The sequence below is a fragment of the Pseudomonas sp. ChxA genome (assembly GCF_030263855.1).
In the GTDB taxonomy this organism is placed as follows: domain Bacteria; phylum Pseudomonadota; class Gammaproteobacteria; order Pseudomonadales; family Pseudomonadaceae; genus Aquipseudomonas; species Aquipseudomonas fluorescens_CB.
Map to the genome: position 1 here is coordinate 1200351 of NZ_JARPMK010000002.1, position 26484 is coordinate 1226834.

Here is a 26484-nt window from a genome sequence, read left to right on the forward strand (position 1 = left end):
GGAGCTCCCACATTTTGATTTAGGCAAGGCTTGAGAGATGCAGTGCCGCCTCAGGCAACTCCAGCTCACTGAACACCCGCACACCATGGCGCTTGAGCAGCGCCGCGGTCACGCCCTCGCCGCTGACCTTCACGCCGCTGAAGGTGCCGTCGTAGGTCAGCAGGTTACCGCAGGACGGGCTATTGGCCTTGAGGATGGCGATGCGGATGTTATGCCGCTGCGCCAACGCCAAGGCCTGGCGAGCGCCGTCGAGGAAGGCGGCGCTGAAGTCTTCGCCCTCGGCCGTCAGCACTTGCGCACGCCCTTCCCACACATCGATGCCCTGCCCGCCAGGGATTTCGGCGGAGGGACGCGGGGTCGGCAAACCGCCTGAGACTTCCGGGCAGATCGCAACCACACGGCCTTCGGCCTGCCAGGCCGCCAATTGATCGAAGGGGCCACTGGCGCCACCGTCGTAGCGCACCTTGTGCCCGAGCAGGCAGCGGCTGATCAGAATCTTTTGCATGTTTAAAACGGCTCGTTACCGCGTCGGCGAAACCAACCGGTCAGGGACAGGCGTTCTCGCGTGGCGGGCAGGACTTCGTGGGGCACCTCCCCAGACAGGAACACCACCAGGCTACCGCCGGTGGGCAGCACATCGTATTCCACGCTGCCCTTGAGGTACATGCGCAACTGGCCGCCATGCTCAGGCAACCAGGCATCATTCAAATAGACCACCGCCGAGACCATGCGCCGGTCATCGTCGCGAAAACGGTCCAGGTGCTTGAGGTAAAATGCCCCTGGCGGGTACATCGCGAAGTGGCTTTCGAAATCTTCCAGGCCCAGGAACAGGCTGCGGTTCATGGCCAGGCGCAGGCTGTCCATCAAGCTCATATAGGTCTCGCAAACAGCGGCGTCGCCCTCTTCAAGCCACTGGATGTGGTCACCGCGAATGCCCTCGCGTATCTCCTGCGCAGGTCCGCGTCCTACAGCGGCCGGGGCCAATTCACCCTCAGCCGCACGTTTACGGCACTCAGCCGCCAACTCCAGGGTCAGAGCCTGGGGCAGGAAGCCGTTCTGCTGCGACCAGCCTTTTTCGGCCAGGTCGTCGACGATGCGTTGCAGCAGCGGGTGTTCGAGGGATATTTGCATGGCGCGCATAGTATCCATACGCCTATGAATCCGACAGAGCCGCCGAGCGTCTGAACACACTTTAGTCAGGTGACTGATAGGATTTCTCGACAAATCCTACGCCCGACACGGACAATAGTGGCCGACTGACAGGAGTCCCTATGCGTCGTTTGTTTTTTTCCTTGCTGATGTTCTGCGTTTTGCCCGCCTGGGCAGACGGCCATGACCAGTTGTACAAGGTCGCCGGCTGGGCCGAACAACGTGCGCATTTCAATGACGCCCTCAGTGCCGCCCAGCAACGCTACCGCAATAGCCTGCCGCCGGCGGTGTACCAGGCGTTGGTGGATAACAGCAATAAACGCTTCGCCGCCCAGGCCGTGGACCAGCGGGCCGAGGCGCAATTGCGCAAAAACCTGACCGACCCGAAACCAGCCCTGGCGTTTTTCCAGTCGCCACTGGGTCGCAAAATCGTTGCCGCTGAACTGCTGGCCACGCGCCGTGACCAGTTGGCGAAAAATGCCAAGGGCCTGCCGCACATCGAAGCCGATGCCACCCGCAGCCTGATCATCGGCCACCTGGCCCAGGCGCTGCCGGCCCGTGAAGCCGGCGCGGAAGTCAGCCTGGCGATTGCCGGCGTCGCGGCCGACAGCTTGAGCCAGATGATTCCCGGCCTGTTGGGCGGCGGTCAGGCGCAAGGCATGTTGAACGGTCAACGTGAGCGGCTGATGCAGCAGATCGGCAATGACCTGAACAACACACTGTTATACGTCTACCGAGACTTGTCCGACCCGGAGCTGGAAGAATTCGCCACGTTTGCGGAGTCACCTGAAGGTCGGGCGTATTACAAGGCGGCGCTTGCGGCGATTCGTGCAGGGCTGGCGGTCGGCCAGAGCACCTCCAGCCTGTCGCAGTAACCCAGGTGGAAGCAGGCTTGTGTGGGAGCTGGCTTGCCTGCGATGGTGGCGTGTCAGTTCACACCGCTATCGCAGCATAGGTATCTACACGACGTTAACGTTGAGGCTGGGCGGTCGGGGTGTATATCCGTTGCTGCGGTAACGGCTGCTATTGGTTCCGCTCTTACAGCGGGTCACTTTTGTAAAGACCGGAATGCCGGCCCAGACAAAAGTAACCAAAAAGTCTTCGCCCCAACACTCGGTGCCTCGCTATGGCTCGGCATGCCCGCAATCCGACAGTGATTTGGGGGGCCGCCGCGATGGGCCATCCTTGGCCCAGCGCGGCTAAACCGGCATCCCTGCCGGTTTACCCCCCAAATCCCTGTCAGATTCCGGCCATCGTGTTTGACGGGGCGATTTCAGATCAAGATCAAAAGCGCAGATCAAAAGACCGCTGACTTCGTCATCGAAAAGGATGTAAGGGCCAGAGCAACAGCAACAGCAACAGCAGAGCCATACTCGGTCAAAGGTGGGAGCTGGCTTGTCGAATCGTCGCACCGCTGCGATGGCATCAACTCTGTGTACCTGCCACACCGAGGTGTCTGCATCGCAGGCAAGCCAGCTCCCACAGAAAAGCAGCTCTTCAGTGTATGTAAATCTGCTTTTCGCTTTTGATCCAACCACTCAGGTCGGCTTTCAGGCCGCCGTGCTGTAGATCTTGATTTTGATCTGAGGCGCCCCGTTAACCACGATGGCCGAACGCAGGCTTGAATCCGTGGGTAACCCGGCAGGACGCCGGGTTAGCCGCGCTGGGCCAAGGATGGCCCATCGCGGCGGCCCACGGATTCAAGCCGGAGTGAGGGCATGCCGAGCCTAAGCGAGGCACCGAGTGGTGGGGCACAGACCTTTTGGTTACTTTTGGGGCGTTTGCCAAAAGTGACCCGCCGTAAGGGCGGAACCCTAAGCAGCCGTTACCGCAGCAACGGATATGTACACCAACAGCAGGCAAACCAACTCCCACATTTGAACGGTGTTACCTCAGATGCTCCGTCAAATACCTGAAGTACTCAGCACGCATCTCTGGAATCTCATTGGCCAAGTGGTGCCGACCACGCGGCAGCATCAACACCTGCGGCTGGTCGAACTTACCCCGCAGCACCTGCAAATTGTGCTGCCAGTCCACCGTCATATCTTCCTCACCCTGCACAATCACCGGCCGCCGAGTGCTGCGCGGTGCAGCCTCAATGCGCTTGATCCAGCGTGCCAGCGCGCCCACCCAGGCGGTCGGCAGTTGGCGCGGTTGCAGCGGGTCAGCTTCCAGGAAGGGTTTGAACTTGGGATCGTGGGTGTTCTCGCTGAACCGCCGCGCAATGCCTTTGACGAACGGGCGCAACAGATAGTAGCTGACCTGCGACCACCCCCACGCACGCGGCCTTACCAGGGGCGAAAGCAGGAAGGTCTTGCCTTGGGCCGGGCTGTCGGCACCGTGGTTGAGCAGATGGTCCACCACCACCGCGCCGCCGGTGCTTTGCCCGAACAGGTGCCACGGTTGCGGCAGTTGCAGCAAATGGGCCTGCGCAAACAACGCCTGCACCACATCCTGGTACACCGCAAAATCGTCGATGCTCGCGCGCGCACCACTGGAAAGCCCGTGGCCCGGCAAGTCGCAGGCGATCACCACAAACCCCTGGTCCAGCGCCCAGTCCACCACATGCCGGTACAGGCCCATATGGTCGTAGAAACCGTGGTACATGAACATTGTCGCCACTGGCACAGCCGGCCACCAGACTTGCGCCACCACCTGGAAGCCATCTACCTCAAAACGCCCCAAGCGGCTCACCACAGGCACTTTGCGCGCGCCCAGATCCAGCCCATAGAAACGCTGGTAGACCCGCGCCTCGGCGCTGAGCGGTTGCGCATCCACCAGTGGCCGCAAGCTCTCGCGCAGATGATCGGGGTCAAAACTCACAGGCATAAAGGCTTCCAGACTGACGGTGAAGATGAATATCGAGCTGCGATATTCATCTGTCAGGGCAAGCATGGCAAGCTACGCGACCTTCGAGGATAGTTCCGAATGCGACAACCCTACCGCTCTGCCTTGTTTGCCGGCCTGCTGTTGGTCATCTGCGCCGGCGTGCTGTGGACAGCTTATGACTGGTTCCAGGGCCGCTATTTGCGCGCATTCAGCGAACACACTGCGGTGTTTTCCGGCGATTCGCTGCGCCTGCCCGCCGAACTGGCAGGCCCAGGCCCGATTCGCCTGGTGCACTTCTGGGACCCGGCCTGCCCATGCAACGTCGGCAACCAGCAGCACTTGGGCGAACTGATCGAGCAATACGCGCCCCAAGACGTCGAGTTTTATGCCCTGCAAAAGGCCGGCAGCCACGGCCAACTGCCCGACAATTTGCGCAAAATGAAACCGCTCGATGCCCTGCTCGGCGCCGACCAAGTGCCGGCGACGCCGGCTGTGGGCATCTGGGACCGCAGCGGCAAACTCGCATATTTCGGGCCGTACAGCGAAGGGCTGACGTGCAATTCGAGTAACAGTTTTATCGAGCCTATCCTCAAAGCCCTGGAGGCCGGGCGCGAAGTCGATGCCACCCACACCCTGGCGGTGGGCTGCTATTGCCAGTGGAGCAAGGCGTCAAACTGAACGCTGGCTGTTTGACCGGCAAACTCCGATAACCTGGCCGGCAGGCTCCTGTATTGTAAGCGTCCAGTGACATTGCAAGCAGACACGAGACTCCATGAGCCAGTTAACCATCATCCTCTGGATGCTCAACGTTATCGTCGATACGTCCGGCCAACTGGCGTTCAAAGCCGCCGCCTCGGCCAGCGCCGAGCATGACGGCCTCGCCCACTGGAAACACATGCTCAAGCGCCCGTGGATCTGGCTTGGGGTGATCTGCTATGTCTTCGAATTCGTGTTGTGGCTGGCGTTCCTGACGCTGGTACCGTTGTCGGTCGGCGTGATGCTGGGCTCGATCAACATCGTGGTGATCATGATTGCCGGGCGTTTCCTGTTCAAGGAAAGCCTGAGCAAATGGCGGTTGATCGGCATCATGCTGATCGCCTGTGGCGTGACCGTCGTAGGGTTTGAATGATGAAACGTTTTTATATCCTGGGTTTTCTCGCGCTGATCATTTTCGACACCTTGGCGCAGGTCAGTTTCAAATTTGCCTCGGTGCATGCCGAACCGTTGACCATGGACGTCGCGTGGCTGGCCCGGGTGTTTGGCGCGCCGTGGATCTACGGCGCCTTTGTCGGCTATATCGGCGCTTTTTTCACTTGGATGACCTTGCTCAAATACGCGCCGGTAGGCCCGGCGTTTGCGGCCTCGCACCTGGAGTTGATCAGCGTGACGCTGATCTCGGTCTGGCTGTTCGATGACACCCTGACCTGGCCGAAAATCATCGGCGGCGCACTGATCATCGCGGGCATCCTGTGCCTGGCGCGCAGTGAAGACAAAGAGAGCAAAACCGTCGAGGCCGAACCTTCGCAGCCACTGGTGTCATGAACAAAGAAATCCCGCCCACCGCCGGCCTGCCCTTGCGCGGGCGGGATTTGCTCAGTTTATCGGGCGACCTCGCGCAGTCGCTGGCCCGCCAGTTTTCGCTTCCATTGCCTGCACTGCCCTGCTCCGGCACCGCCGCGCTGATCATCGCCTTGCGCGTGTTGCAGCAGCGCATGCCTGGCCGCACTCGGCTGATTGTGCCTGCGTACACCTGCCCATTGGTGGCATTGGCCGCGCATTACTGCCCGCCGTTGCGGGTGGTGCCCTGTGATTTGCAGCCCGCCAGCATTGACCTCGACGAGCACCACCTCAAGCAGCTGTGCGACGACAGCACCCTGGCCGTGGTGGTCACCCACCTGGCCGGGCGCGTAGCGGATGTAGACGCCGCCAAGCGTATTGCCGAATCAGTCGGCGCCGTGGTGATCGAAGACGCCGCCCAAGCCCTGGGCGCCCTCGACGATGGCCGCAGCGTCGGGCTTAAAGGCGATGTAGGGTTTTTCAGCCTGGCGCTCGGCAAAGGCCTGACCACGGCCGAAGGCGGCGTGCTGTTCAGCCGCGACCCGGTGCTGCATCAGGCGCTGCACCGCCAGTGCGCGCAGGACTTGCCCTTCAGCCTGCGCTGGGAGCTGCAACGCAGCGCCGAACTCTGGGGTTACGCGCTGCTTTACCAACCGCGCGGCTTGCACTACGTGTACGGCAAAGCCTTGCGCACGGCGCTGGCGCAGGGCGACGAAGTGGCCGCCGTGGGTGATGATTTTTCGGTCAACGATATCCCGTTGCACCGCCTTGGCGGCTATCGGCAGAAGGTCGGCGCCGCCGCACTGGCGCGCCTGCCCGACTACTTGCAGCAAGGTCGTACCCGCGCCTTACGCCGCGCGGCACGCTTGAATGACTTACCCGGCGTCGCGGTGATCATGGACCGGCTGGGGCAGCAAGGCACCTGGCCGTTTTTGATGGTGCTGATGCCGACCGCACAGGCGCGTGATGCCGCCATGGCGCAACTGTGGACTTCAGGGCTGGGCGTGACGCGCCTGTTTATCCACACCTTGCCGGACTACCCCGCCGTCGCCCCGGTGTTGCAATCGGATGGCGACATTAGCCAGGCCCAGGCGTTTGCCAGCCGCACCCTGTCGATCAGCAACAGCCATTGGCTGACGGACGAACACTTCGAAACGGTGTTCGCCCAGCTAAAAGTTATTCTCGCCAACCCTGATTGATACGGGCGACTAAGCGGCCATTCAGCTCGTTCTGCTGTGCTTGCCAGATCTGCACCTGCGCCGGCGGCAGTTCTTCCTGGCCATCGGAGGCACTCAGCCAGCGTTTGAACTTGCTCTCATAGTGGTAAGCCGACACATCGCCGGTGATATCCGCACCGAGAATTTGGCCCTGGCAAGCGTCGATCAGGTCATTCAAATGCTGCTCCAGGAACTCGCCCTGGTCCCAATTGGTGTTGACCACTTCGGGGCTCAGCACGTCTTTGTCGATGGACAGGTAAACCGGCAGCGAGCGGTCGAACTGCGCCAGGAACGCACGCATCAGCTCATCGGCGTTGCTGAACGCACGGTTGCTGCGCCCGGCGCCGACCCAATTCATCCAACGCGTGTCGACGTTGACGTTCCAGTAGGTCAGCTTGCGCTTGAGCAGCGGCGACCAGTGATTCTCCCAGGCGTGGCCCAGGCCGATATCCTGGGAACCGATGCCCAATACATGCACATGCTCGACCTGGGGCAAACGGCTGGCCCAGTAAACCCATGAGCCGCAATGGATACCGAACGGGTAGCGCATGTTGTCGGGGTGGTTGTCGCAAATGATCAGCTGGAACTTCTGCTGCGTCGGCAGGCGGTTCAGCAGCAGTTGGCTGAGGTGGTGATAATCGCCGCTGCCGGTGAACACACAGCCGTAATCGCTGGGCATCTGCGCGTGCAAGGCGGTTTCCAGTTCCTTGAACTGCGCCCAGCGGCAACCGAAGCGGATTTTTTCCTGCCAGGCCTGCATGGGCAAGGTAATCGCGCCGGGAATATTACTCACGGCGCTGTCGAAATCGAGGATCAGAGGCGCGCGGTCCTGGCTCATTCGGGTTTCTCCTGCTGCCACTGCGCATCGCTTTCAAAGTAATGGCGGAAACGGTTGCCGAGCTTGCGCAGCAGCGGGTTGCGGATCCAGACCAGATGGCGGGTGAAGGTAAAGTCGGCGCCGAGGCTGGCCTTGACCTGCGGGTCGGTCCAACCCGCCACATAAAACTTCAGCCCATTGGCCACGGCGTATTCCAGGTTCACAAACCAGCTGACGAAGTACAGGTTGAATTCCAACGCCTGCGGGTAGTTGAGCCCGATGTACTTGTCGAGCAGCTTGTCGCCCTCTACGTAGCACAGGTTGTAGCCGATCAGCTCGTCGCAATGCCAGTAGCAGAACACCCGCCCGTTGCTGGCGGCGTCCTGCAACAAGCTGCGGAAAAACCCCGGGGTCAGCAGATCGAAATGGATTTCGCTCTGGTCGTACACCGCCTTGTACAGGCCGTACAACTGCGCAAGCCACGCTTCATCGTTGAAGCGCGCATCGCCCGTGTCGAGGACTTCTACCTGCAACGCCTCGCGGCTGCGCAGTTTGCGCCGGATATTGCGCCGACGACTGTGGGACAAACGCGCCAGGTACTCGTCGATGCTGCTGAAATTGATCGGCACATAGGCCAGCGCCTGACCTTCCAGGCTAATAAAACCACGCCGGGTACAGTCCTCGATCAAGGCTTGGGCGTAGCGGTTATCCGCCTCGCTGAGCAGCGGCGAGTCACAGGGCACATCTTTGACGACCGTGAGTTTGCGCTGCGGCGCGCATTCTTCTTGCAGCCACTGCGCGAGTTCCTGCGGCGACACGTTGCGGGGCAATGGCGAATATTCACTGACCGTGGTGCCGACAAAGCAGCTGTCGATACGCAGCCACGAACGCCACAAACTGAATGCCGGCCAGCCGCGCACACGCTCCACAAACGCGTCTTCGGCGGTGGTCAGCAGGTCGAACGGCGTAAAGAAGTACGTCAAGCCCTGGTCGGACAAGCGCGCGTCAAAGCCCACCGGCGGGTGCTGCAAGAAACGGCCGATCAGCGATGGCGCTTCCAGGCAGCACGCGTAGGCAGCCTCGCAGCGGCTGGAGTCTGGGATAGGTGGCGTGGCGCAAGTCATGGAAAAAAGCTCAAAGATGACCGGCGCAATAGTAGCTTATTCGACGTATTCGCCACTTGAACCTCGGCTGTCACAACGGCGTATCAGCAATTCCCGCAGTGCTCACCAAACCGATTAGACTCCGTTGACCTTCAAGGTGACTGACTCAAGGACCGTCCATGAAACGCAGCCTGACCGTGCTCGCTATCCTGATTGCCGCCCTCATGGCCGGCGCTGGCTGGTATGTCTACAGCAAGCAACCGACCCGCCAGGGCACCGAGACACTGGCCAACCTGCAAGGCGCAGTCACGGTGCGTTATGACGACCGTGGCGTGCCGCACATTCGCGCCGAGAACGAGACCGACCTGTATCGCGCCCTCGGCTATGTGCATGCCCAGGACCGGCTGTTCCAGATGGAGATCATGCGGCGCCTGGCCCGTGGCGAGCTGGCCGAGGTGCTGGGGCCTAAAGTGCTGGAGACCGACAAGCTGTTTCGCAGCCTGCGCATTCGCGAGCGCGCCTTGAGTTACGTCGAGCACATGGATCACGATTCGGCCGCCTGGAAAGCCTTGCAAGCCTACCTGGACGGCATCAACCAATATCAGGACAGCCACGCCAGCCCCATGGAGTTTGACGTGCTGGGCATCCCTAAACGACGCTTTACCGCCGAGGACACCATCAGCGTGGCCGGGTATATGGCCTACAGCTTTGCTGCCGCGTTTCGTACTGAGCCGCTGCTGACTTACGTACGCGACCAACTGGGCAATGACTACCTGAAAGTCTTCGACCTCGACTGGCAACCCAAGGGCGCCCTCAACCTGGCTGCCGGCGACTGGAAATCCCTCGGCGCCCTCGCCGCCTTGAGCGACAAGGCCCTGGCCGACAATGGCTTGCCGCAGTTCGAAGGCAGCAACGCCTGGGCCATCAGCGGCAGCCGCACCAAAAGCGGCAAACCGTTGCTGGCCGGTGACCCGCATATCCGTTTCTCGGTGCCGTCGGTGTGGTACGAGGCGCAGTTGTCGGCGCCGGGCTTTGAGCTGTACGGCTATCACAACGCATTGGTGCCGGTGGCGTTCTTGGGACACAACCTGGATTTCGGCTGGAGCCTGACCATGTTCCAGAACGATGACCTCGACCTGATCGCCGAAAAGGTCAACCCGGACAACCCCAACCAGGTCTGGTATCACGGCCAATGGGTCAACCTGACCAGCAGCGAACAGCAGATTGCGGTCAAGGGCCAGGCACCGGTGACGCTCACCCTGCGTCAGTCACCCCACGGCCCGATCATCAATGATGTGCTGGGCGAGAATGCCGGCAACACGCCGATTGCCATGTGGTGGGCGTTCCTCGACACCGAAGACCCGATTCTCGAGGGCTTCTATGAACTCAACCGTGCCGACACCCTGGCCAAAGTACGTGCGGCAGCGGCCAAGGTTTCCGCGCCGGGCCTGAATATCGTGTGGGCGAATGCCAAGGGCGATATCGGCTGGTGGGCGGCGGCGCAGTTGCCGATCCGCCCGGCCGGCGTTAACCCGGCATTCATTCTCGACGGCAGCACCGCCCAGGCCGACAAGTTGGGCTTCTACCCATTCAGCGCCAACCCACAGGAAGAAAACCCGGCACGTGGTTACGTGGTGTCGGCCAACGCCCAACCGGCCTCGCCCACTGGCATGGAGATCCCCGGTTACTACAACCTCGCCGACCGTGGCCAGCAGTTGAACACGCAGTTGAGCGACAAAAGCGTGAAGTGGGACGTGAACAACAGCCAAGCCTTGCAACTGGGCACCACCACCGCCTACGGCCCACGCCTGCTCGCACCGCTGTTGCCGGTGCTGCGTGAAGTGGTCAAGGACCCGGCGCAGTTGAAACTGGTGGAGCAGCTTGCAAGCTGGAAAGGCGACTACCCGCTGGACTCCACCAGTGCCACGCTGTTCAACCAGTTCCTGTTCAACCTCACCGACGCGGCGTTCCACCCGAAACTGGGCGACGCAATGTTCAAGACGCTACTCGGCACGCGGGTGATCGACGCCGCACTGCCACGCCTGGCCGCCTCAGCGGACTCGCCGTGGTGGGACGGCAAGCGCGCCGACACGGTAAAACTCGCCTGGGACAACAGCCTGGCGCACCTCAAGGCCACCTTTGGCGATGACCCGTCGCAATGGCAGTGGGGCAAGGTCCACACCCTGACCCACGGCCACCCGCTGGGCATGCAGAAACCGTTGGACAAGATTTTCAACGTCGGCCCATTCCCTGCGCCCGGCACCCACGAAGTGCCGAACAACCAATCGGCCATGATCGGCCCTGCGCCGTGGCCCGTGACCTATGGCCCATCGACCCGCCGCCTGATCGACTTTGCCGACCCGGCCCATGCGTTGACCATCAACCCCGTGGGGCAAAGCGGGGTACCGTTTGATTCGCACTACGGCGACCAAGCGGAGACTTACATCGAGGGTGGGTACGAGCAGGCGCATTTCAGTGATGAAGAGGTGACGGCGAATACGCGTGGCACGCTGAAGCTGTTGCCTGCGAGAAAATAGTGCTGGAAGAATGCGGTCAATGTGGGAGCTGGCTTGTGTGGGAGCTGGCTTGCCTGCGATAGCCTCAACTCGGTCCATCAAGCAGACCGAGTTGATGCTATCGCAGTTAGTCTGTGTTCGCCCGCATCCGCCCCGGCGCCTCGCCGTAGGTTTCCTTGAACTTCTTGCTGAACGCCGCCTGGGACTGGTAACCCACCTGGGCGGCGATATCCAGCAGGCTCAGGCGCGATTGGCGCAGCAGGTTGAACGCCAGCTCCATGCGCAACTGGGTCAGCAGCACCCACGGCGACACCCCCGCGACTTTCACAAACGCCCGCATGAAGGTGGCCCGCGACATGGTGGCTGCCGCCGCCAGGCTGTCGATGGTCCACTCATGGCCGGGCTCGGCCAGCATCGCCTGCCAGGCTTTGCTCAGACGTTTGTCGGCGAGCAAGGCGAAGGTGCCTGCCACCGGCGCCTGACGGGCCAGCCAGGTGCGCAGGATCAGGGTGAACAAGGCCTGCGACAGCGCGTCGATAAACGAACGCGCGCCCAGTTGCTGGCCGTCCGCTTCGCTGCGCAACAAGGCAATCAGCGCAGCCAATTGCCCATCGCCCTGCCACTCGCGGCTGGACACCACCAGGTAGTCCGGCAACGCACTGAGCAACAACGACTGGCGGTTGTAGCGAAAGCTGCCGCAGAGCATGTCCACGTCGGGCTGCTCTCCTCCCAGGCGGTGGATCGGCAACAGGCCACCCTCGATGACGGTCTGCGCCACCGGTTTTACCCGCGCGCCCTGGCTGCGCACCAGATGCGTCGCGCCACCGGGCATCAACAGAATGTCGCCCTCCTCCAGCGTCACCTGTTGGCCGCCCGACAACTCGGCATGGCAGGTGCCCGCCAGCACAATGTGATACGGCGCCACGCCCAGCGGCTCAGGCTCATGGTCCATGGCCCACGCGCCCTGGAACTGGCAGCGCAGGTCCAGGCTGCCACGCAGGTTGGCCAACGCAATCAGGGTGTCGATGGAGTTCATTTGCGAGCATCGGTCAAAAAGGTGAGTGGATCGAACAAAAGCGCCAAACCTGAACCGCGCACACTGGCTTCACACCCAACCCGTTCAGGAGTTACCGCAATGTTCAATAACTGGTCCGACTTGCTGCCTACCGTGAAGAAAGCCTTTGGCGCGCTGGGCAAGAGCAACCCGAAGATGGTCAAAGCCTACATGGCGCTGGGCGAGGCTGCCGAGGAAAACAATGTACTCGACGCCAAGACACGTGAGCTGATTTCCATCGCCGTGGCCATCACCACGCGCTGCGACGGTTGCATCGGTGTGCATGCCGACGCGGCGATCAAGGCTGGTGCGACCCGCGAAGAAGTCGCCGCCACCCTGGCCACCGCCATCTCGCTGAATGCCGGCGCTGCGTATATCTACTCGTTGCGCGCGCTGGAAGCCTACGACACGCTCACACCGGCGCCGCAAAGTTAAGCCGGAACTGTTGCGGCGTCACGCCCAGCCGGCGGTTGAACACACTGCGCATGTGCTGGGCGTCACGGAAACCGCATTGGTAGGCCACGGTTTTCAGTGGTGCGAGGCTGCTTTCGAGCATCACCCGCGCCGCGTCCACCCGCGCCCGCTCGACGAACTCGGCAGGCGTTATGCGCGCCTCACGGGCAAACACCCGGGAAAAATTACGCGCGCTCATATTGGCGGCCTTGGCCAAGTCGGCAATGCCCAAATCCCCGGTCAAGTTCGCCAGCACGTACAACTGCACCAACGCCACCGCCGAGGTGCTTTCGGCGTGGGGCGTGAGGAACGGGCTGAACTGCGATTGCCCGCCCGAGCGCTGGGTGAACACCACCAGGCGCTTGGCCACGCTCAACGCGACTTCCGGGCCATGGTCTTGGGCCAGCAGGTACAGCGACAGGTCGATGCCGGCTGTGACGCCCGCCGAGGTATAGAGATTGCCGTCCTGCACGTAGAGCCGGTCGGCATCCACGCGGGCCGAGGGGCACAGGCATGCCAGATCGGCGGCATCGTTCCAATGGGTGGTGACGGTTTTGCCATCCAGCAACCCGGCGCGCGCCAGCATAAAGGCGCCATTGCAGATCGAGCCAAAGCGCTGTGCGCGGGCGGCGGCACCGCGTAGCCAATCATCGAACTGGGCGCCGAAATCCTCGAAGGGCAACTGCGGGCCACCAGCGACCAGCAACAGATCATAGGCTTGCAAGGCGTCGCAGTAATGCTTGTGGGCCTGCAATGACAGGCCGTTGGAGGCTGGAATAATGCCGTGGCTCAGGCCAATCACTTCAAGTTGATAATGGTCTTCGGGCGACAGAAAACGGTTGGCCTCGCAGAACACATCCATGGGGCCGGTCACGTCCAGTGACTGGACGCCGGGGAAGATCAGGATGGCGACGGTTTTGCCCATGAACAACACACCTTCTACTGGAGGAACATAAATCCCTGTGGGAGCTGGCTTGCCTGCGATGGCATCCCCTCAGTCTAACTGACAGACCGAGTCGCCAGCATCGCAGGCAAGCCAGCTCCCACATTTGACTGCATGTGGCTTGATATCGAGCCACATTGGCCGACATCGCGCCCTCGCCGCGATAGCCCCTTCGCGGGCGTGCGACCAGACTTCACTCATCGGCGCCACCCCCGGCGCTTTGTTGAGGAGAACGACCATGAGCAACTCCATCGCCGGCATCCAGATCCCGGACAGCGCCTTGGCCAAGGCCACCACCGAATACATCCGCGACGTCGAGTCCGACTTGCTTTACCACCACTCGCGCCGGGTGTTTCTGTTCGGCGCGTTGAGCGGTGAGCGCAAGCAACTGGCCTACAACCCGGAGCTGCTTTACGTCGGCGCGATGTTCCATGACCTGGGCCTGGTCGAAGGCCATCGCAGTGACAACGAGCGTTTCGAAGTGGACGGCGCCAACGCAGCGGCGGCGTTCCTCAAGCCTTACGGGCTGAGCGATGACGATATCGAACAAGTCTGGTTGTCGATCGCCCTGCACACTACGCCGGGCGTACCGCAGCACTTGCGCCCGACCGTGGCGCTGGTGACTGCAGGCGTTGAGATGGACGTACTGGGCATGGACTACGCCGCCTTTTCCAGCGTGCAGCGTGAAGCCGTGGTGCATGCGCATCCACGCGGCGAAGGGTTCAAGGAATGCATCATCTGCGCGTTTGCCGACGGCTTGCGTCATCGCCCGCAGACCACGTTTGGCAACGTGAAGACCGATGTGCTGGTGGACCAGGAGCCGGGGTTCAAGCCGATGAACTTTGTCGAGGTGATTCGCAAATCGCCGTGGGCTGCCTGACCAGATCGTTCCAACGCTCTGCGTGGGAATGCAGCCATGGACGCTCCGCGTCCGCTCTTGGAAGCGTGACGCAGAGCGTCACAGGAGGCATTCCCACGCGGAGCGTGGGAACGATCTTTATCGAGTTAGACCGGCGCAGGCGCCCGGCGCTTGTCCGGTTGCTGCCAACCGTCCGCCGCCGCTTCTTCGATGGCTTGTTGAATCGCCTTCTTGCGCATCTCTTCGGCCCGACGGCTGAAGAACCACACCAGGAAGGTCACCAGCGACACCGCCAGCAGAATCAAACTGGCCACGGCGTTGATCTCGGGTTTAACCCCCAGACGTACCGCCGAGAACACTTCCATCGGCAACGTAGTCGAACCCGGCCCCGACACGAAGCTGGCCAGTACCAGGTCGTCCAGCGACAGCGCGAACGACATCATGCCGCCCGCCGCCAGCGACGGCGCGATCATCGGGATGGTGATCAGGAAGAACACCTTCCATGGCCGCGCGCCCAAATCCATCGCCGCCTCTTCGATCGACAGGTCCAGCTCACGCAAGCGCGCCGACACCACGACCGCCACGTACGCCGCACAGAACGTGGTGTGGGCGATCCAGATGGTGACGATGCCACGCTCCTGGGGCCAACCAATCATCTGCGCCATGGCCACAAACAGCAGCAACAGCGACAGACCGGTGATTACTTCGGGCATCACCAATGGCGCAGTCACCAGGCCGCCGAACAGCGTGCGGCCCTTGAAGTGACTGATACGGGTCAGCACGAACGCCGCCAGCGTACCCAATGCCACTGCCGCAACGGCGGTGTAGCAGGCAATTTCCAGGGAGCGCGCCACCGAACCCATCAACTGGGTGTTGTCCAGCAGGCCCACGTACCACTTGATCGACCAACCGCCCCACACCGTCACCAGTTTGGATTCGTTGAACGAGTAGATCACCAGGATCAGCATTGGCAGGTAGATGAACAGCAACCCCGCCACCAGCATGAAACTCGAGAAACTGAAGCGCTTCATATCTTGCCCTCCATCTCTTTGGCTTGGCTGCGGTTAAACAGGATGATCGGCACGATCAGGATCGCCAGCATCACCACCGCCAGGGCAGACGCCACCGGCCAGTCACGGTTGTTGAAGAATTCTTGCCACAGCACTTTACCGATCATCAGGGTTTCCGGGCCGCCGAGCAGTTCAGGAATCACGAACTCGCCCACCACCGGGATAAACACCAGCATGCAGCCGGCGATGATGCCGTTCTTGGACAGCGGCACGGTGATTTTCCAGAAGCTGTTGAAGGTGCTCGAACCGAGGTCCGATGCGGCTTCCAGCAGGCTCTGGTCGTGTTTGACCAGGTTGGCGTACAGCGGCAGGATCATGAACGGCAGGTACGAATAGACCACGCCGATATACACCGCAATGTTGGTGTTGAGGATCTGCAGCGGCTCGTTGATCAGCCCGATGGACATCAAGAAGCCGTTGAGCAACCCGTTGTTGCTGAGGATGCCCATCCACGCATACACGCGGATCAGGATCGCGGTCCAGGTCGGCATCATGATCAGCAGCACCAGCACGGTCTGCATTTCTTTGCGCGCGCTGGCAATGGCGTAGGCCATCGGGTAGCCGATCAACAGGCACAAGATAGTGCTGAAAAACGCCATCTTCAGCGAGCCGAGGTAGGCGGCGATGTACAGCTCATCGTCGCCGAGCATCGCGTAGTTGCCCAGGTTGAGCACCAATTGCAGTTTTTGCTCAACGAAGGTGTAGATCTCGGTGTAAGGCGGGATCGCCACGTCGGCTTCGGCAAAGCTGATCTTCAGGACGATGAAGAACGGCAGCGCAAAAAACAGGAACAGCCAGAGGAAAGGGATCCCGATGACCACATGCCGGCCACCGGGTGTTATTCGTTGCAGCTGGCGTTTGAATTTCTTCATGTTCATGAGCGAAGTACCACGCCGCTGTCGTCTTCCCACCACACGTACACCTGGTCACCCCAGGTTGGGCGCTGGCCACGGCGTTCGGCGTTGGCCACAAAGGACTGCACCAGCTTGCCGCTCGGCAGTTCCACGTAGAACACTGAGTGGCCGCCGAGGTAAGCGATGTCGTGCACCTTGCCGCTGGACCAGTTGTGTTCGCAGGTCGGCATTTCGGTGGTGACCAGCAGTTTTTCCGGGCGGATCGCGTAGGTCACCGACTTGTCTTCCACCGAGGTGGCGATGCCGTAGCCCACGTAGATGTCGCGGTCCAGGTCCGGGCACTTGAGCACCGCGTGGCCTTCGGCGTCGTCCACCACTTGGGTGTCGAAAATGTTCACGTTACCGATGAACTCGCACACCAGGCGGCTGGTTGGGGTTTCGTAGATGTCGATCGGGCTGCCGATCTGCGCGATCCAGCCCAGGTGCATGATCGCGATGCGCTCGGCCATGGTCATGGCCTCTTCCTGGTCGTGGGTCACCATCACGCAGGTCACGCCCACGCGCTCGATGATTTCCACCAGCTCCAGTTGCATCTGCGAACGCAGTTTTTTGTCCAATGCGCCCATCGGCTCATCGAGCAGCAGCAGTTTCGGGCGCTTGGCCAGGGAACGTGCCAACGCCACACGCTGACGCTGGCCACCGGACAGCTGGTGCGGCTTGCGCTTGGCGTACTGGCTCATCTGCACCAGCTTGAGCATCTCGGCCACGCGGGCGTCGACTTCAGCCTTGGGAATCTTGTCCTGTTGCAGGCCGAAGGCGATGTTCTGCGCCACGGTCATGTGTGGGAACAAGGCGTAGGACTGGAACATCATGTTGATCGGCCGCTCGTAGGGCGGCATGTCGGTGATGTCCACACCGTCGAGGTAGATGCGACCTTCCGTTGGGCGCTCGAAGCCTGCGAGCATGCGCAGCAGGGTGGATTTGCCCGAACCCGATCCGCCGAGCAAGGCGAAGATCTCGCCTTTTTTGATTTCCAGGGACACATCGTCCACGGCAATCGTCTCGTCGAACTTCTTCGTGACCCGGTCGATTTTGACCAACACCTTTTTCGGTGTCTGGTCGCCCTCGAGGGCTTTCTTATAGGCGCCGGAGGCAACTGCCATTTACGAAACTCCCAACAAAATTTGAGGTTCGCCCAAGACGGGCGAAACCTTGGATAGTTTGAGCTTTACTTGCCCGTCTTGACCTTGGTCCAGCTACGGGTCATTAAACGTTGCACTTTCGGGGGTAGCTCGAAGTTGACGAAAGTCCGGTCGAGAACCGCCTGCGGTGGGTAAACCGCTGCGTCAGTGCGTATCGATTGCTCCATCAGTTTGTCCGCCCCCGGGTTAGGGTTGGCATAACCGACTTGATCACTGACCTGAGCGATCACCTCAGGTTGCAGTAAATAGTTGATGAAGGCGTGGGCTTCTTTGACGTTGGCGGCATCCGCCGGAATCGCCAGCACGTCAAACCACAAATTGCCGCCTTCTTTGGGAATCGTGTAGGCGATGTTTACGCCTTTGCCAGCTTCAGCCGCACGAGCCTTGGCCTGGAACACATCACCGGAGAAACCGGCTGCCACGCAAATGTTGCCGTTGGCCAGGTCCGAGATGTATTTGGAAGAATGGAAATAGGTCACGTAGGGCCGCACTTTGAGCAGCTTCTCTTCGGCCTTCTTGTAGTCTTCGGGGTTGGTGCTATTGGGGTTCAGGCCCATGTAGTTGAGCACCGCCGGCAACATTTCATCGGCCGAGTCCATGAACGAAACGCCACAGGTGGCGAGCTTCTTCATGTTCTCCGGCTCGAACAGCACGGCCCAGGAATCGATATGGTCGACGCCCAGCACTTCTTTGACTTTGTCGACGTTGTAACCGATGCCGTTGGTGCCCCACAGGTACGGTACGGCGTACTGGTTACCCGGATCGTTCTTTTCCAGGCGCTTGAGCAGCACCGGGTCCAGGTTGGAATAGTTCGTCAGCAATGACTTGTCGAGCTTCTGGAACGCCCCGGCCTTGATCTGCTTGCCGAGAAAATGGTTGGACGGCACCACCACGTCGTAACCGGTACGACCGGCGAGCAACTTGCCTTCCAGGGTTTCGTTGGAATCAAACACGTCATACACAGGCTTGATGCCAGTCGCCTTTTCAAAGTTGGCCAGGGTGTCCGGGCCAATGTAGTCCGACCAGTTATAAATATGCACCGTCGGTGCGGCCTGCACGCTCACAGCCAGCGTGATACCTGCACCCACCAGCATGGCTTTGCGAAATAAAGAAATTGGCAAGTGGAGGTCCTCTTAAATAGTTGGGCCTTAAAGTTGTTGCCCGGCAACAAAACCGGCGCGCAACTTACCCTCGATAAACCGATCCGGCAAAACTTTCTGTCATTTAATTTGTGTGAACGGGCTATGTGGGAGCGGGCTTGCTCGCGAAAGCGGAGTATCAGTTGATACATCCGCTGGCTGACACACCGTCTTCGCGAGCAAGCCCGCTCCCACACAAGCCACTCCCACAGCTTTTAAGGCTTACTTACCAGACTTGATCTTGGTCCAGCTGCGTGTCATTTCACGCTGGGTTGCAGCCGGCAAGTCAGCAATGGCGTAGAGCTTGGCCTGCACATCGGCTGGCGGGTAGATGCCCGGGTCGCTGGTGATGTCTTTGTCGACCAGTGCGGTAGCCTTCTCGTTACCGTTCGGGAAACGCACGCTGTTGGTGATCGAGGCCATGACTTCCGGCTTGAGCAGGTAGTTCATGAACTTGTAGGCGGCGTCGACGTTTTCGGCATCTTTAGGGATGGCGACCATGTCGAAGAAGCTACCGGCGCCTTCTTTCGGAATGTCGTAGGCAACCTTCACCTTGCCACCGGCTTCAGCCGCGCGGGACTTGGCCTGCTGGATGTCACCCGAGTAACCCACGGCTACGCAGATGTTGCCGTTAGCCAGGTCCGAGATGTACTTGGACGAGTGGAAGTAGCCGATCGATGGGCGCAGCTTGAGGAACAGGTCTTCAGCTTGCTTGAGGTCAGCTTTCTTCTGGGTGTCGGTCGGCAGGCCCAGGTAGTGCAGCGCCACCGGCAGCATTTCGGTTGGCGAATCAAGGAAGCTCACACCGCAGCTTTTGAGCTTGGCGATGTTCTCAGGCTTGAGCAGCACGTCCCACGAGTCGATCTTGTCGATACCCAGTGCAGCCTTGACCTTTTCCGGGTTGTAGCCGATGCCGATCGAGCCCCACATGTACGGGAAAGCGTGTTTGTTGTCCGGGTCGCTGATCGACACGGCTTTGAGCAGGGATTTATTCAGGTTGTCGTAGTTAGGCAGCTTGGACTTGTCCAGCTCCTGATAAACACCGGCCTTGATCTGCTTGGCGAGGAAGTTGTTCGACGGCACGACGATGTCGTAACCGGACTTGCCTGCCAGCAACTTGGCTTCGAGGGTCTCGTTGCTGTCAAAAACGTCGTACACCACCTTGATGCCCGACTCTTTTTCAAAGTTGGCGATGGTGTCCGGTGCGATGTAGTCGGACCAGTTGTACACGTGCAGGACTTTATCGTCTGCCTGGGCCGCGCCCGCCATTGCGCCCAACAGGGACAAGGCGAGGAGGGTCTTGCCAGCGTTCTTCAAACCTAATGCCTTCATTTGGTGATGCTCCAATTTTTTTCTTTTTTGGGCCACGTTCTTACAGTGTTAAGCGGCCCGTCTAAAGGGCAACAAAACAGGGCGACAGTCTGGCAAGTTCCGAGGCCGGCTTTCAACCAAAGCCTCATTTATAGCTGCTCAGAATGCAGCGCCCGAAAGCCGCTGCGTTCTGAGCCTAGCACTTAGCCCTGCAATGCCGCCAAAGTCAGGTCCAGGCAATGGCGAGCCTTGGTCACTAGCTCGTCGATTTCCGCGTTGCTGATCACCAGCGAAGGCGAAATGATCATGGTGTCGCCCACGGCGCGCATGATCAGGCCATTCTCGAAGCAGAACGTGCGGCAGATCATGCCCACACCCCGGCCTTCGTAACGTTTGCGCGTGGCCTTGTCCTGCACCAGCTCAATCGCCCCGAGCATGCCCACACCGCGAACTTCACCCACCAACGGGTGATCAGCCAGTTCCCTCAGACGTTTCTGCAAATACGGTGCCGCTTCATCGTGCACACGCTTAATGATTTTTTCATCGCGCAGAATGCGGATGTTTTCCAGGGCCACGGCGGCGGCCACCGGGTGACCGGAATAGGTGAAGCCGTGGTTGAAATCGCCGCCTTCGTTGAGCACGGCAACCACGTCGTCGTGCACGATCAAGCCGCCCATGGGGATGTAACCCGAGGTCAGGCCTTTGGCGATGGTCATCATGTGGGGCTTGAGGTCATAGAAATCGCTGCCGAACCATTCGCCGGTACGGCCGAAACCGCAGATCACTTCGTCGGCGACGAACAGGATGTCGTACTTGGCGAGGATTTCCTTGATGCGCGGCCAGTAGGTCTCAGGCGGCACGATCACGCCACCGGCACCCTGGATCGGCTCGGCAATAAAGGCCCCGACGTTGTCCACGCCCAGTTCCAGAATCTTTTCTTCGAGCTGGTTGGCGGCCCAGACCCCGAACTCTTCCGGGCTCATGTCGCCGCCTTCGCCATACCAGTACGGCTGGGCGATGTGGGTGATGCCCGGGATCGGCAAGTCGCCCTGTTCATGCATATAAGTCATGCCGCCCAGGCTGGCACCGGCCACGGTGGAGCCGTGGTAGCCATTCTTGCGGCTGATGATGGTTTTCTTGTTCGGCTGGCCCTTGATCGCCCAGTAATGGCGGACCATGCGCAGCATGGTGTCGTTGCCTTCGGAGCCGGAACCGGTAAAGAACACGTGGTTCATGCCGGCAGGCGCGACATCGGCAATGACTTTGGCCAACTCCAGCACCGGCGGGTGCGCGGTCTGGAAGAACAGGTTGTAGTAAGGCAGCTCTTTCATCTGTTTGGCGGCGGCGTCAGCCAGTTCATCGCGACCGTAACCGATCGCCACGCACCACAGGCCGGCCATGCCGTCGAGGATCTTGTTGCCTTCGCTGTCCCACAGGTAAACGCCGTGGGCTTTGGTAATAATCCTTGGGCCTTTCTCTTTCAATTGCTTGAAGTCGCTGAACGGCGCCAGGTGGTGATCATTGCTCAAGGCTTGCCATTCACGGGTTTGCGGGTTGTTGCTGGACATACCGGTCTCCTAGACTTTTTCGGTGAAGGGCGCGCAGGTTGCCCCGCGCGCCCGGCGCATCAGACGGCGAAGAGCAGGAATTCCCGCTCCCACGAACTGATCACGCGCTTGAAGTTTTCATGCTCGGCCCGCTTGACCGCGACGTAGCCTGTGATGAATTTCTGCCCCAGGTACTTCTCGATGGTCTTGCTGTTTTCCATACGCTCCAGGGCGTCTTCGATGGTCAACGGCAGGCGCAGGTTGCGGCGCTCATAACCACGGCCCACTACAGGTGCGCTGGGGTTATGGCCTTCGACCATGCCGATGTAGCCACACAGCAAGCTGGCGGCAATCGCCAGGTACGGGTTGGCATCGGCGCCTGGCAGGCGGTTTTCGACACGGCGGTTCTGCGGGCCGGCATCCGGTACACGCAGGCCCACGGTGCGGTTCTCTTCGCCCCACTCCACGTTCACCGGCGCCGAGGTGTCGGGCAGGAAGCGGCGGAACGAGTTCACGTTGGGGGCAAACAGCGGCAGCAATTCAGGGATGAATTTCTGCAGGCCGCCAATGTGGTTGAGGAACAGCTGGCTCATGGTCCCGTCTTCATTAGAGAAGACGTTCTTGCCGGTGGCGATGTCGATGATGCTCTGGTGCAAGTGCATCGCACTGCCCGGCTCGCCGGTCATTGGCTTGGCCATAAAGGTGGCGGCTACGTTGTGCTTGAGCGCGGCCTCACGCATGGTGCGCTTGAACACCAGGATCTGGTCGGCCAGGGACAAAGCATCGCCGTGACGGAAGTTGATTTCCATCTGCGCCGTGCCGTCCTCGTGAATCAGGGTGTCGAGGTCCAGCTCCTGCAGTTCGCACCAATCGTAGACGTCTTCGAACAACGGGTCGAATTCGTTGGCGGCTTCTATAGAGAAGGACTGGCGGCCCGTTTCCGGGCGACCGGAACGGCCAATCGGCGGTTGCAGCGGGAAGTCCGGGTCTTCGCAGCGCTTGGTCAGATAGAACTCCATCTCCGGCGCCACGATCGGCTGCCAGCCCCTGTCGGAATAGAGCTTGAGTACCTTCTTGAGCACGTTGCGCGGCGACAGCTCGATGGGGTTGCCTTGCTTGTCGTAGGTGTCGTGGATCACCTGGGCAGTCGGCTCGATGGCCCAAGGCACCAGGAATACCGCGTTCTGGTCGGGGCGGCAGATCATGTCGATGTCGGCCGGGTCGAGCAATTCGTAATAGATGTCGTCTTCGACATAGTCGCCGGTCACGGTCTGCAACAGAACGCTCTCGGGTAGGCGCATGCCTTTTTCGGCGATGAACTTGTTGGTCGGCGAGATCTTGCCTCGGGTAATGCCCGTGAGGTCGCCAATCATGCATTCGACTTCTGTGATCTTGTGGTCTTTCAACCAATCGGTGAGCTGGTCGAGGTTGTTACTCATAAATGCCTCTGGGCTGTGTTTCCTGACATCCATTAAAGGTCAGGCGTTGGTTGACGCAGCATCCGCGTCGCGTTGCATCGCCCGCTTTCGACAAGCCAAGCCAAAGGCCTGGAAGATCGCGAGGTAGTGCGGGTTAGAGCTTACCTGCCATTCGGGGTGCCATTGCACTGCTAAAGCAAAAGCCTTGCCTGCACTGTAAGAAAAAGCTTCGATCAACCCATCGGGTGCGGTCGCTTCGACCTGCAGCCCCGGCGCCAGGCGATCAACGCCCTGGCTGTGAATCGAGTTGACTTGAATCGTCGGCGGCAAACCCAGGCCTGCCAATACCCCATTGGGGGTAATCGCCACGGCGTGCGCCGGGCCGTACTGGATCTCCAGCGGCTGGGTCTCGTCTTCGCGGTGATCCATCATGCCCGGTACTTCATGAACCTTCTGGTGCAGGCTGCCGCCGAAGGCCACGTTCATTTCCTGGAAACCACGGCAGATGCCCAGCACCGGCACGCCTGCCGCGATCGCGGCACGCAGCAACGGAAGGGTGGTCTGGTCGCGTGCAGAATCATGAGCAGTCCCGGGCGCACTGGCCGGACCGTCGTAGTGAAAGGGTTCGATATTGGAGGGGGAGCCGGTAAAAAGAATGCCATCCAGGCCGTCAAGAATATTGGCCGGGTCGAGCAGGTCGCCCAAGGATGGAATGATCAATGGCAAGCCCTTGGCAGCGACTGCGACTGCACGGACGTATTTATCGCCACTGATGTGATAAGCATGCAAACCGACCTGTTTGGAGCAGGCGGTGACGCCGATTAACGGCAGGCGAGACATGAAGCACCCCGGTATTATTGCTGTTATGGGTTTGAATCGAGCTTAGCCTTGTTCATTTTTTTACACAACACCCCCGTAAAAAATACAACACGGCCCGCTTTAGCCTGCTAGTCCCAAGCCCTTCAAACCCAAAAAACCGCCCCAAAAAGCCCCAAAAAAGGCCTCAAGGCGCTTTTTTAGGGCAAAAAAGGCCTCGCTTGACTTCGGCATGCCGTTCGGGTTGACTGAAACCAGAAAAGATCAATGATTGATATTTTTAACAACAAAGGTGTTGCATCATGTCGGTACCCCCGCGTGCCGTTCAGCTTAACGAAGCGAACGCGTTCCTTAAGGATCATCCTGAGGTTCTGTACGTAGACCTTCTAATTGCGGATATGAATGGTGTGGTGCGCGGTAAGCGCATCGAACGCACCAGCCTCCACAAGGTTTACGAGAAGGGCATTAACCTGCCTGCCTCTTTATTTGCCCTGGATATCAACGGCTCGACGGTGGAAAGCACCGGCCTGGGTCTGGACATCGGTGATGCTGACCGAATCTGTTATCCAATCCCCGACACCCTGTGCAATGAACCCTGGCAAAAGCGCCCAACCGCGCAACTGCTGATGACCATGCACGAACTTGAAGGTGAACCTTTCTTCGCCGATCCTCGCGAAGTGCTCCGCCAAGTTGTAAGCAAATTTGACGACCTCGGTCTGACCATCTGCGCCGCCTTCGAGCTTGAGTTCTACCTGATCGACCAGGAGAACGTGAACGGCCGCCCACAACCGCCCCGCTCGCCGATCTCCGGCAAACGCCCGCATTCGACACAGGTCTACCTGATCGACGACCTCGATGAATACGTCGACTGCCTCCAGGACATTCTGGAAGGTGCCAAAGAGCAAGGCATCCCGGCTGATGCAATCGTCAAGGAAAGTGCCCCGGCGCAGTTCGAAGTGAACCTGCACCACGTCGCCGACCCGATCAAGGCTTGCGACTACGCGGTACTGCTCAAGCGCCTGATCAAGAACATCGCCTACGACCATGAGATGGACACCACCTTCATGGCCAAGCCTTACCCAGGCCAGGCAGGTAACGGTTTACACGTACACATCTCCATTTTGGACAAGGACGGCAAGAATATTTTTGCCAGCGAGGATCCCGAGCAGAACGCCGCACTGCGTCACGCGATCGGCGGTGTGCTCGAGACCCTGCCCGCCCAAATGGCGTTCCTGTGCCCCAACGTCAACTCCTACCGTCGTTTCGGCGCACAGTTCTACGTGCCGAACTCGCCGTGCTGGGGGCTGGATAACCGCACTGTGGCGATTCGCGTACCCACCGGCTCGTCCGATGCCGTGCGTATCGAACACCGCGTAGCCGGTGCCGACGCCAACCCCTACTTGCTGATGGCTTCGGTCCTGGCAGGCGTGCACCACGGTCTGACCAACAAGATCGAGCCTGGCGCACCGGTGGAAGGCAACAGCTACGAGCAGAACGAACAGAGCCTGCCGAACAACCTGCGCGATGCATTGCGTGAGTTGGACGACAGCGAGGTGATGGCCAAGTACATCGATCCCAAGTACATCGATATCTTCGTCGCCTGTAAGGAAAGTGAGCTGGAAGAGTTTGAACACTCCATCTCCGACCTTGAGTACAACTGGTACTTGCATACTGTGTAAGCGTTGATTGTATTAAAAGAACGCCGCAGGCTTTTGGCTTGCGGCGTTTTTTTATGGGTTTCTTCCGGGCGACCGAGGTGTATCCATCGCAGGCAAGCCAGCTCCCACATTTTGATTTGTGAACACATTCAAAGGTGGGAGCTGGCTTGCCTGCGATGAGGCCCTGGCAGACAACATACCTTCCTGCTCATACAATGCGCTCTGCCTTGTAGGAGACTTCCATGCCCACCCGCCCCGCCGCCCCTCGCAAACCCCGCGCCCGCAGCCAGGCCCGGATCGATGCGATCCTCGACGCCGCTCGCACCTTGCTGGCGAGCGAAGGCGTGGCGAGTTTGTCGATCTACAGCGTGGCCGAACGGGCGCAGATCCCGCCGTCGTCGGTGTATCACTTTTTCGCCAGCGTGCCGGCATTGCTGGAGGCGTTGACCGCCGATGTACATGCGGCTTTTCGCGCCGCGATCCAGGCGCCTATCGAGCACGATTCACTCAAGGTGTGGCGCGACCTGTCCTCTATCGTCGAGCAACGCATGCTCAGCATCTACAGCAACGACGCGGCTGCACGTCAGTTGATCCTGGCGCAGCACGGGCTTGCTGAAGTGACCCAGGCGGACCGTCAGCATGATTTGGAGCTGGGGGATTTGATGCTTGAAGTGTTCAACCGCCACTTCGAAGTGCCGACCTTGCCCACCGACGTGGACGTGTTCGCGCTGGCGCTGGAGTTGAGCGACCGCGTGTACGCGCGCTCGGTGCATCAGCATGGGCAGATTACGCCGCGCATGGCCGAGGAAGGGATGCGGGTGTTTGATGCGTATGTGGGGCTTTACTTACCGGCGTATCTGCCTAAGCGCTGAGCCTGGTAGTGGCTGCACCGGCCCTATCGCGGGCAAGCCCGGCTCCCACATTTTGAGCTGTGAATACATTCAAATGTGGGAGCTGGCTTGCCTGCGATAG

Annotated in this window: 25 protein-coding genes; 10 read left to right on the forward strand and 15 right to left on the reverse strand. The window is 60.2% G+C overall.

The features are described 5' to 3' along the window. Positions 1-19: 19 nt before the first annotated feature. Positions 20-505, reverse strand: coding sequence for a 2-thiouracil desulfurase family protein (locus P5706_RS31290; protein WP_285684277.1), 486 nt, complete (start codon positions 503-505; stop codon positions 20-22). Between the two features lie 2 nt (positions 506-507). Further along, positions 508-1140 carry a 2OG-Fe(II) oxygenase gene (locus P5706_RS31295; RefSeq protein WP_285684947.1) on the reverse strand — a complete coding sequence of 211 codons (633 nt, stop codon included), beginning with the start codon at positions 1138-1140 and terminating at the stop codon, positions 508-510. Between the two features lie 131 nt (positions 1141-1271). Here P5706_RS31295 and P5706_RS31300 point away from each other — a divergent pair, with 131 nt between their 5' ends. Then, complete coding sequence (locus P5706_RS31300; RefSeq protein WP_285684279.1) at positions 1272-2024, forward strand: DUF2059 domain-containing protein; 753 nt, start codon at positions 1272-1274, stop codon at positions 2022-2024. 1012 nt (positions 2025-3036) lie between these two features. Here the strand turns inward: P5706_RS31300 and bipL are convergent. Continuing rightward, complete coding sequence (gene bipL / locus P5706_RS31305) at positions 3037-3978, reverse strand: phospholipase BipL (protein WP_285684949.1); 942 nt, start codon at positions 3976-3978, stop codon at positions 3037-3039. Between the two features lie 99 nt (positions 3979-4077). Here bipL and P5706_RS31310 point away from each other — a divergent pair, with 99 nt between their 5' ends. The 4 genes from P5706_RS31310 to P5706_RS31325 all read left to right on the forward strand — a co-directional run bounded on the left by P5706_RS31310 (position 4078) and on the right by P5706_RS31325 (position 6734). After that, positions 4078-4656 carry a DUF6436 domain-containing protein gene (locus tag P5706_RS31310; RefSeq protein WP_285684281.1) on the forward strand — a complete coding sequence of 193 codons (579 nt, stop codon included), beginning with the start codon at positions 4078-4080 and terminating at the stop codon, positions 4654-4656. A 94-nt stretch (positions 4657-4750) separates the two neighbouring features. Beyond that, on the forward strand, positions 4751-5107 hold the full coding sequence (locus P5706_RS31315) for an EamA family transporter (RefSeq protein ID WP_026013873.1): 357 nt from the start codon (positions 4751-4753) through the stop codon (positions 5105-5107). Then, positions 5107-5520, forward strand: a complete 414-nt coding sequence (locus P5706_RS31320; protein WP_017139520.1) for a DMT family transporter — start codon at positions 5107-5109, stop codon at positions 5518-5520. Before P5706_RS31315 ends, P5706_RS31320 begins: the two co-directional genes overlap by 1 nt. Further along, positions 5517-6734: a DegT/DnrJ/EryC1/StrS family aminotransferase gene (locus tag P5706_RS31325; RefSeq protein WP_285684282.1), complete on the forward strand. Its 1218-nt coding sequence runs from the start codon at positions 5517-5519 to the stop codon at positions 6732-6734. Before P5706_RS31320 ends, P5706_RS31325 begins: the two co-directional genes overlap by 4 nt. Here P5706_RS31325 and P5706_RS31330 read toward each other — a convergent pair. Both P5706_RS31330 and P5706_RS31335 read right to left on the reverse strand, forming a co-directional pair. Beyond that, positions 6712-7590 (reverse strand): hypothetical protein, encoded by an 879-nt coding sequence (locus P5706_RS31330; protein WP_285684284.1) that lies wholly within the window; start codon positions 7588-7590, stop codon positions 6712-6714. The genes P5706_RS31325 and P5706_RS31330 overlap by 23 nt on opposite strands. Further along, the gene (locus P5706_RS31335; protein ID WP_285684286.1) at positions 7587-8693 is read right to left on the reverse strand and encodes a GNAT family N-acetyltransferase; all 1107 of its coding nucleotides are present in this window, start codon (positions 8691-8693) and stop codon (positions 7587-7589) included. Before P5706_RS31335 ends, P5706_RS31330 begins: the two co-directional genes overlap by 4 nt. Before the next feature lie 158 nt (positions 8694-8851). On the opposite strand from P5706_RS31335, the gene P5706_RS31340 reads away from it, so the two are divergent. Further along, positions 8852-11209: a penicillin acylase family protein gene (locus P5706_RS31340; protein ID WP_285684288.1), complete on the forward strand. Its 2358-nt coding sequence runs from the start codon at positions 8852-8854 to the stop codon at positions 11207-11209. A 106-nt stretch (positions 11210-11315) separates the two neighbouring features. On the opposite strand, the gene P5706_RS31345 is transcribed toward P5706_RS31340, so the two are convergent. After that, positions 11316-12224, reverse strand: a complete 909-nt coding sequence (locus tag P5706_RS31345) for an AraC family transcriptional regulator (protein WP_285684290.1) — start codon at positions 12222-12224, stop codon at positions 11316-11318. Positions 12225-12323: 99 nt separating this feature from the next. On the opposite strand from P5706_RS31345, the gene P5706_RS31350 reads away from it, so the two are divergent. Beyond that, entirely contained in the window at positions 12324-12677 is a 354-nt protein-coding gene (locus tag P5706_RS31350; RefSeq protein ID WP_010167834.1) for a carboxymuconolactone decarboxylase family protein, read from the forward strand. Here P5706_RS31350 and P5706_RS31355 read toward each other — a convergent pair. Beyond that, entirely contained in the window at positions 12655-13620 is a 966-nt protein-coding gene (locus tag P5706_RS31355) for a GlxA family transcriptional regulator (RefSeq protein ID WP_285684293.1), read from the reverse strand. The genes P5706_RS31350 and P5706_RS31355 overlap by 23 nt on opposite strands. 256 nt (positions 13621-13876) lie before the next feature. On the opposite strand from P5706_RS31355, the gene P5706_RS31360 reads away from it, so the two are divergent. Next, entirely contained in the window at positions 13877-14518 is a 642-nt protein-coding gene (locus P5706_RS31360) for an HD domain-containing protein (RefSeq protein WP_219269924.1), read from the forward strand. A 125-nt stretch (positions 14519-14643) separates the two neighbouring features. Here the strand turns inward: P5706_RS31360 and P5706_RS31365 are convergent, their stop codons facing one another. From P5706_RS31365 to P5706_RS31400, 8 genes are all read right to left on the reverse strand, one after another. Beyond that, complete coding sequence (locus P5706_RS31365) at positions 14644-15528, reverse strand: ABC transporter permease subunit (RefSeq protein ID WP_056860728.1); 885 nt, start codon at positions 15526-15528, stop codon at positions 14644-14646. Next, positions 15525-16445 (reverse strand): ABC transporter permease subunit, encoded by a 921-nt coding sequence (locus P5706_RS31370; protein ID WP_017139530.1) that lies wholly within the window; start codon positions 16443-16445, stop codon positions 15525-15527. Before P5706_RS31370 ends, P5706_RS31365 begins: the two co-directional genes overlap by 4 nt. Continuing rightward, positions 16442-17584 (reverse strand): ABC transporter ATP-binding protein, encoded by a 1143-nt coding sequence (locus P5706_RS31375; RefSeq protein WP_003195240.1) that lies wholly within the window; start codon positions 17582-17584, stop codon positions 16442-16444. The genes P5706_RS31370 and P5706_RS31375 overlap by 4 nt, the downstream gene beginning before the upstream one ends. Positions 17585-17649: 65 nt before the next feature. Then, positions 17650-18744, reverse strand: a complete 1095-nt coding sequence (locus P5706_RS31380; RefSeq protein WP_200430489.1) for a polyamine ABC transporter substrate-binding protein — start codon at positions 18742-18744, stop codon at positions 17650-17652. 240 nt (positions 18745-18984) lie between these two features. Further along, positions 18985-20079, reverse strand: a complete 1095-nt coding sequence (locus tag P5706_RS31385) for a polyamine ABC transporter substrate-binding protein (protein ID WP_026013874.1) — start codon at positions 20077-20079, stop codon at positions 18985-18987. A 197-nt stretch (positions 20080-20276) separates the two neighbouring features. After that, positions 20277-21641 carry an aspartate aminotransferase family protein gene (locus P5706_RS31390; protein WP_200430490.1) on the reverse strand — a complete coding sequence of 455 codons (1365 nt, stop codon included), beginning with the start codon at positions 21639-21641 and terminating at the stop codon, positions 20277-20279. A 59-nt stretch (positions 21642-21700) separates the two neighbouring features. Then, entirely contained in the window at positions 21701-23059 is a 1359-nt protein-coding gene (locus tag P5706_RS31395) for a glutamine synthetase family protein (RefSeq protein ID WP_017139534.1), read from the reverse strand. A 39-nt stretch (positions 23060-23098) separates the two neighbouring features. After that, entirely contained in the window at positions 23099-23878 is a 780-nt protein-coding gene (locus P5706_RS31400; protein ID WP_200430491.1) for a gamma-glutamyl-gamma-aminobutyrate hydrolase family protein, read from the reverse strand. Between the two features lie 278 nt (positions 23879-24156). Between P5706_RS31400 and P5706_RS31405 the strand changes: the two genes are divergently transcribed. Continuing rightward, positions 24157-25533, forward strand: coding sequence for a glutamine synthetase family protein (locus P5706_RS31405; RefSeq protein ID WP_003213894.1), 1377 nt, complete (start codon positions 24157-24159; stop codon positions 25531-25533). A 221-nt stretch (positions 25534-25754) separates the two neighbouring features. Further along, positions 25755-26384: a TetR/AcrR family transcriptional regulator gene (locus P5706_RS31410; protein ID WP_056860733.1), complete on the forward strand. Its 630-nt coding sequence runs from the start codon at positions 25755-25757 to the stop codon at positions 26382-26384. Positions 26385-26484 lie beyond the last annotated feature (100 nt).

Bases quoted from the DNA above. Each gene is read 5' to 3' on its own strand.
- P5706_RS31365 (WP_056860728.1), bottom strand. From the start codon at position 15,528: ATGAAGCGCTTCAGTTTCTCGAGTTTCATGCTGGTGGCGGGGTTGCTG.
- P5706_RS31335 (WP_285684286.1), bottom strand. From the start codon at position 8,693: ATGACTTGCGCCACGCCACCTATCCCAGACTCCAGCCGCTGCGAGGCT.
- P5706_RS31315 (WP_026013873.1), top strand. From the start codon at position 4,751: ATGAGCCAGTTAACCATCATCCTCTGGATGCTCAACGTTATCGTCGAT.
- P5706_RS31360 (WP_219269924.1), top strand. From the start codon at position 13,877: ATGAGCAACTCCATCGCCGGCATCCAGATCCCGGACAGCGCCTTGGCC.
- P5706_RS31300 (WP_285684279.1), top strand. From the start codon at position 1,272: ATGCGTCGTTTGTTTTTTTCCTTGCTGATGTTCTGCGTTTTGCCCGCC.
- P5706_RS31390 (WP_200430490.1), bottom strand. From the start codon at position 21,641: ATGTCCAGCAACAACCCGCAAACCCGTGAATGGCAAGCCTTGAGCAAT.
- P5706_RS31320 (WP_017139520.1), top strand. From the start codon at position 5,107: ATGAAACGTTTTTATATCCTGGGTTTTCTCGCGCTGATCATTTTCGAC.
- P5706_RS31310 (WP_285684281.1), top strand. From the start codon at position 4,078: ATGCGACAACCCTACCGCTCTGCCTTGTTTGCCGGCCTGCTGTTGGTC.
- P5706_RS31290 (WP_285684277.1), bottom strand. From the start codon at position 505: ATGCAAAAGATTCTGATCAGCCGCTGCCTGCTCGGGCACAAGGTGCGC.
- P5706_RS31345 (WP_285684290.1), bottom strand. From the start codon at position 12,224: ATGAACTCCATCGACACCCTGATTGCGTTGGCCAACCTGCGTGGCAGC.
- P5706_RS31350 (WP_010167834.1), top strand. From the start codon at position 12,324: ATGTTCAATAACTGGTCCGACTTGCTGCCTACCGTGAAGAAAGCCTTT.
- P5706_RS31375 (WP_003195240.1), bottom strand. From the start codon at position 17,584: ATGGCAGTTGCCTCCGGCGCCTATAAGAAAGCCCTCGAGGGCGACCAG.
- P5706_RS31340 (WP_285684288.1), top strand. From the start codon at position 8,852: ATGAAACGCAGCCTGACCGTGCTCGCTATCCTGATTGCCGCCCTCATG.
- P5706_RS31410 (WP_056860733.1), top strand. From the start codon at position 25,755: ATGCCCACCCGCCCCGCCGCCCCTCGCAAACCCCGCGCCCGCAGCCAG.
- P5706_RS31400 (WP_200430491.1), bottom strand. From the start codon at position 23,878: ATGTCTCGCCTGCCGTTAATCGGCGTCACCGCCTGCTCCAAACAGGTC.
- P5706_RS31295 (WP_285684947.1), bottom strand. From the start codon at position 1,140: ATGCGCGCCATGCAAATATCCCTCGAACACCCGCTGCTGCAACGCATC.
- P5706_RS31405 (WP_003213894.1), top strand. From the start codon at position 24,157: ATGTCGGTACCCCCGCGTGCCGTTCAGCTTAACGAAGCGAACGCGTTC.
- P5706_RS31355 (WP_285684293.1), bottom strand. From the start codon at position 13,620: ATGGGCAAAACCGTCGCCATCCTGATCTTCCCCGGCGTCCAGTCACTG.
- bipL (WP_285684949.1), bottom strand. From the start codon at position 3,978: ATGCCTGTGAGTTTTGACCCCGATCATCTGCGCGAGAGCTTGCGGCCA.
- P5706_RS31370 (WP_017139530.1), bottom strand. From the start codon at position 16,445: ATGAACATGAAGAAATTCAAACGCCAGCTGCAACGAATAACACCCGGT.
- P5706_RS31325 (WP_285684282.1), top strand. From the start codon at position 5,517: ATGAACAAAGAAATCCCGCCCACCGCCGGCCTGCCCTTGCGCGGGCGG.
- P5706_RS31395 (WP_017139534.1), bottom strand. From the start codon at position 23,059: ATGAGTAACAACCTCGACCAGCTCACCGATTGGTTGAAAGACCACAAG.
- P5706_RS31330 (WP_285684284.1), bottom strand. From the start codon at position 7,590: ATGAGCCAGGACCGCGCGCCTCTGATCCTCGATTTCGACAGCGCCGTG.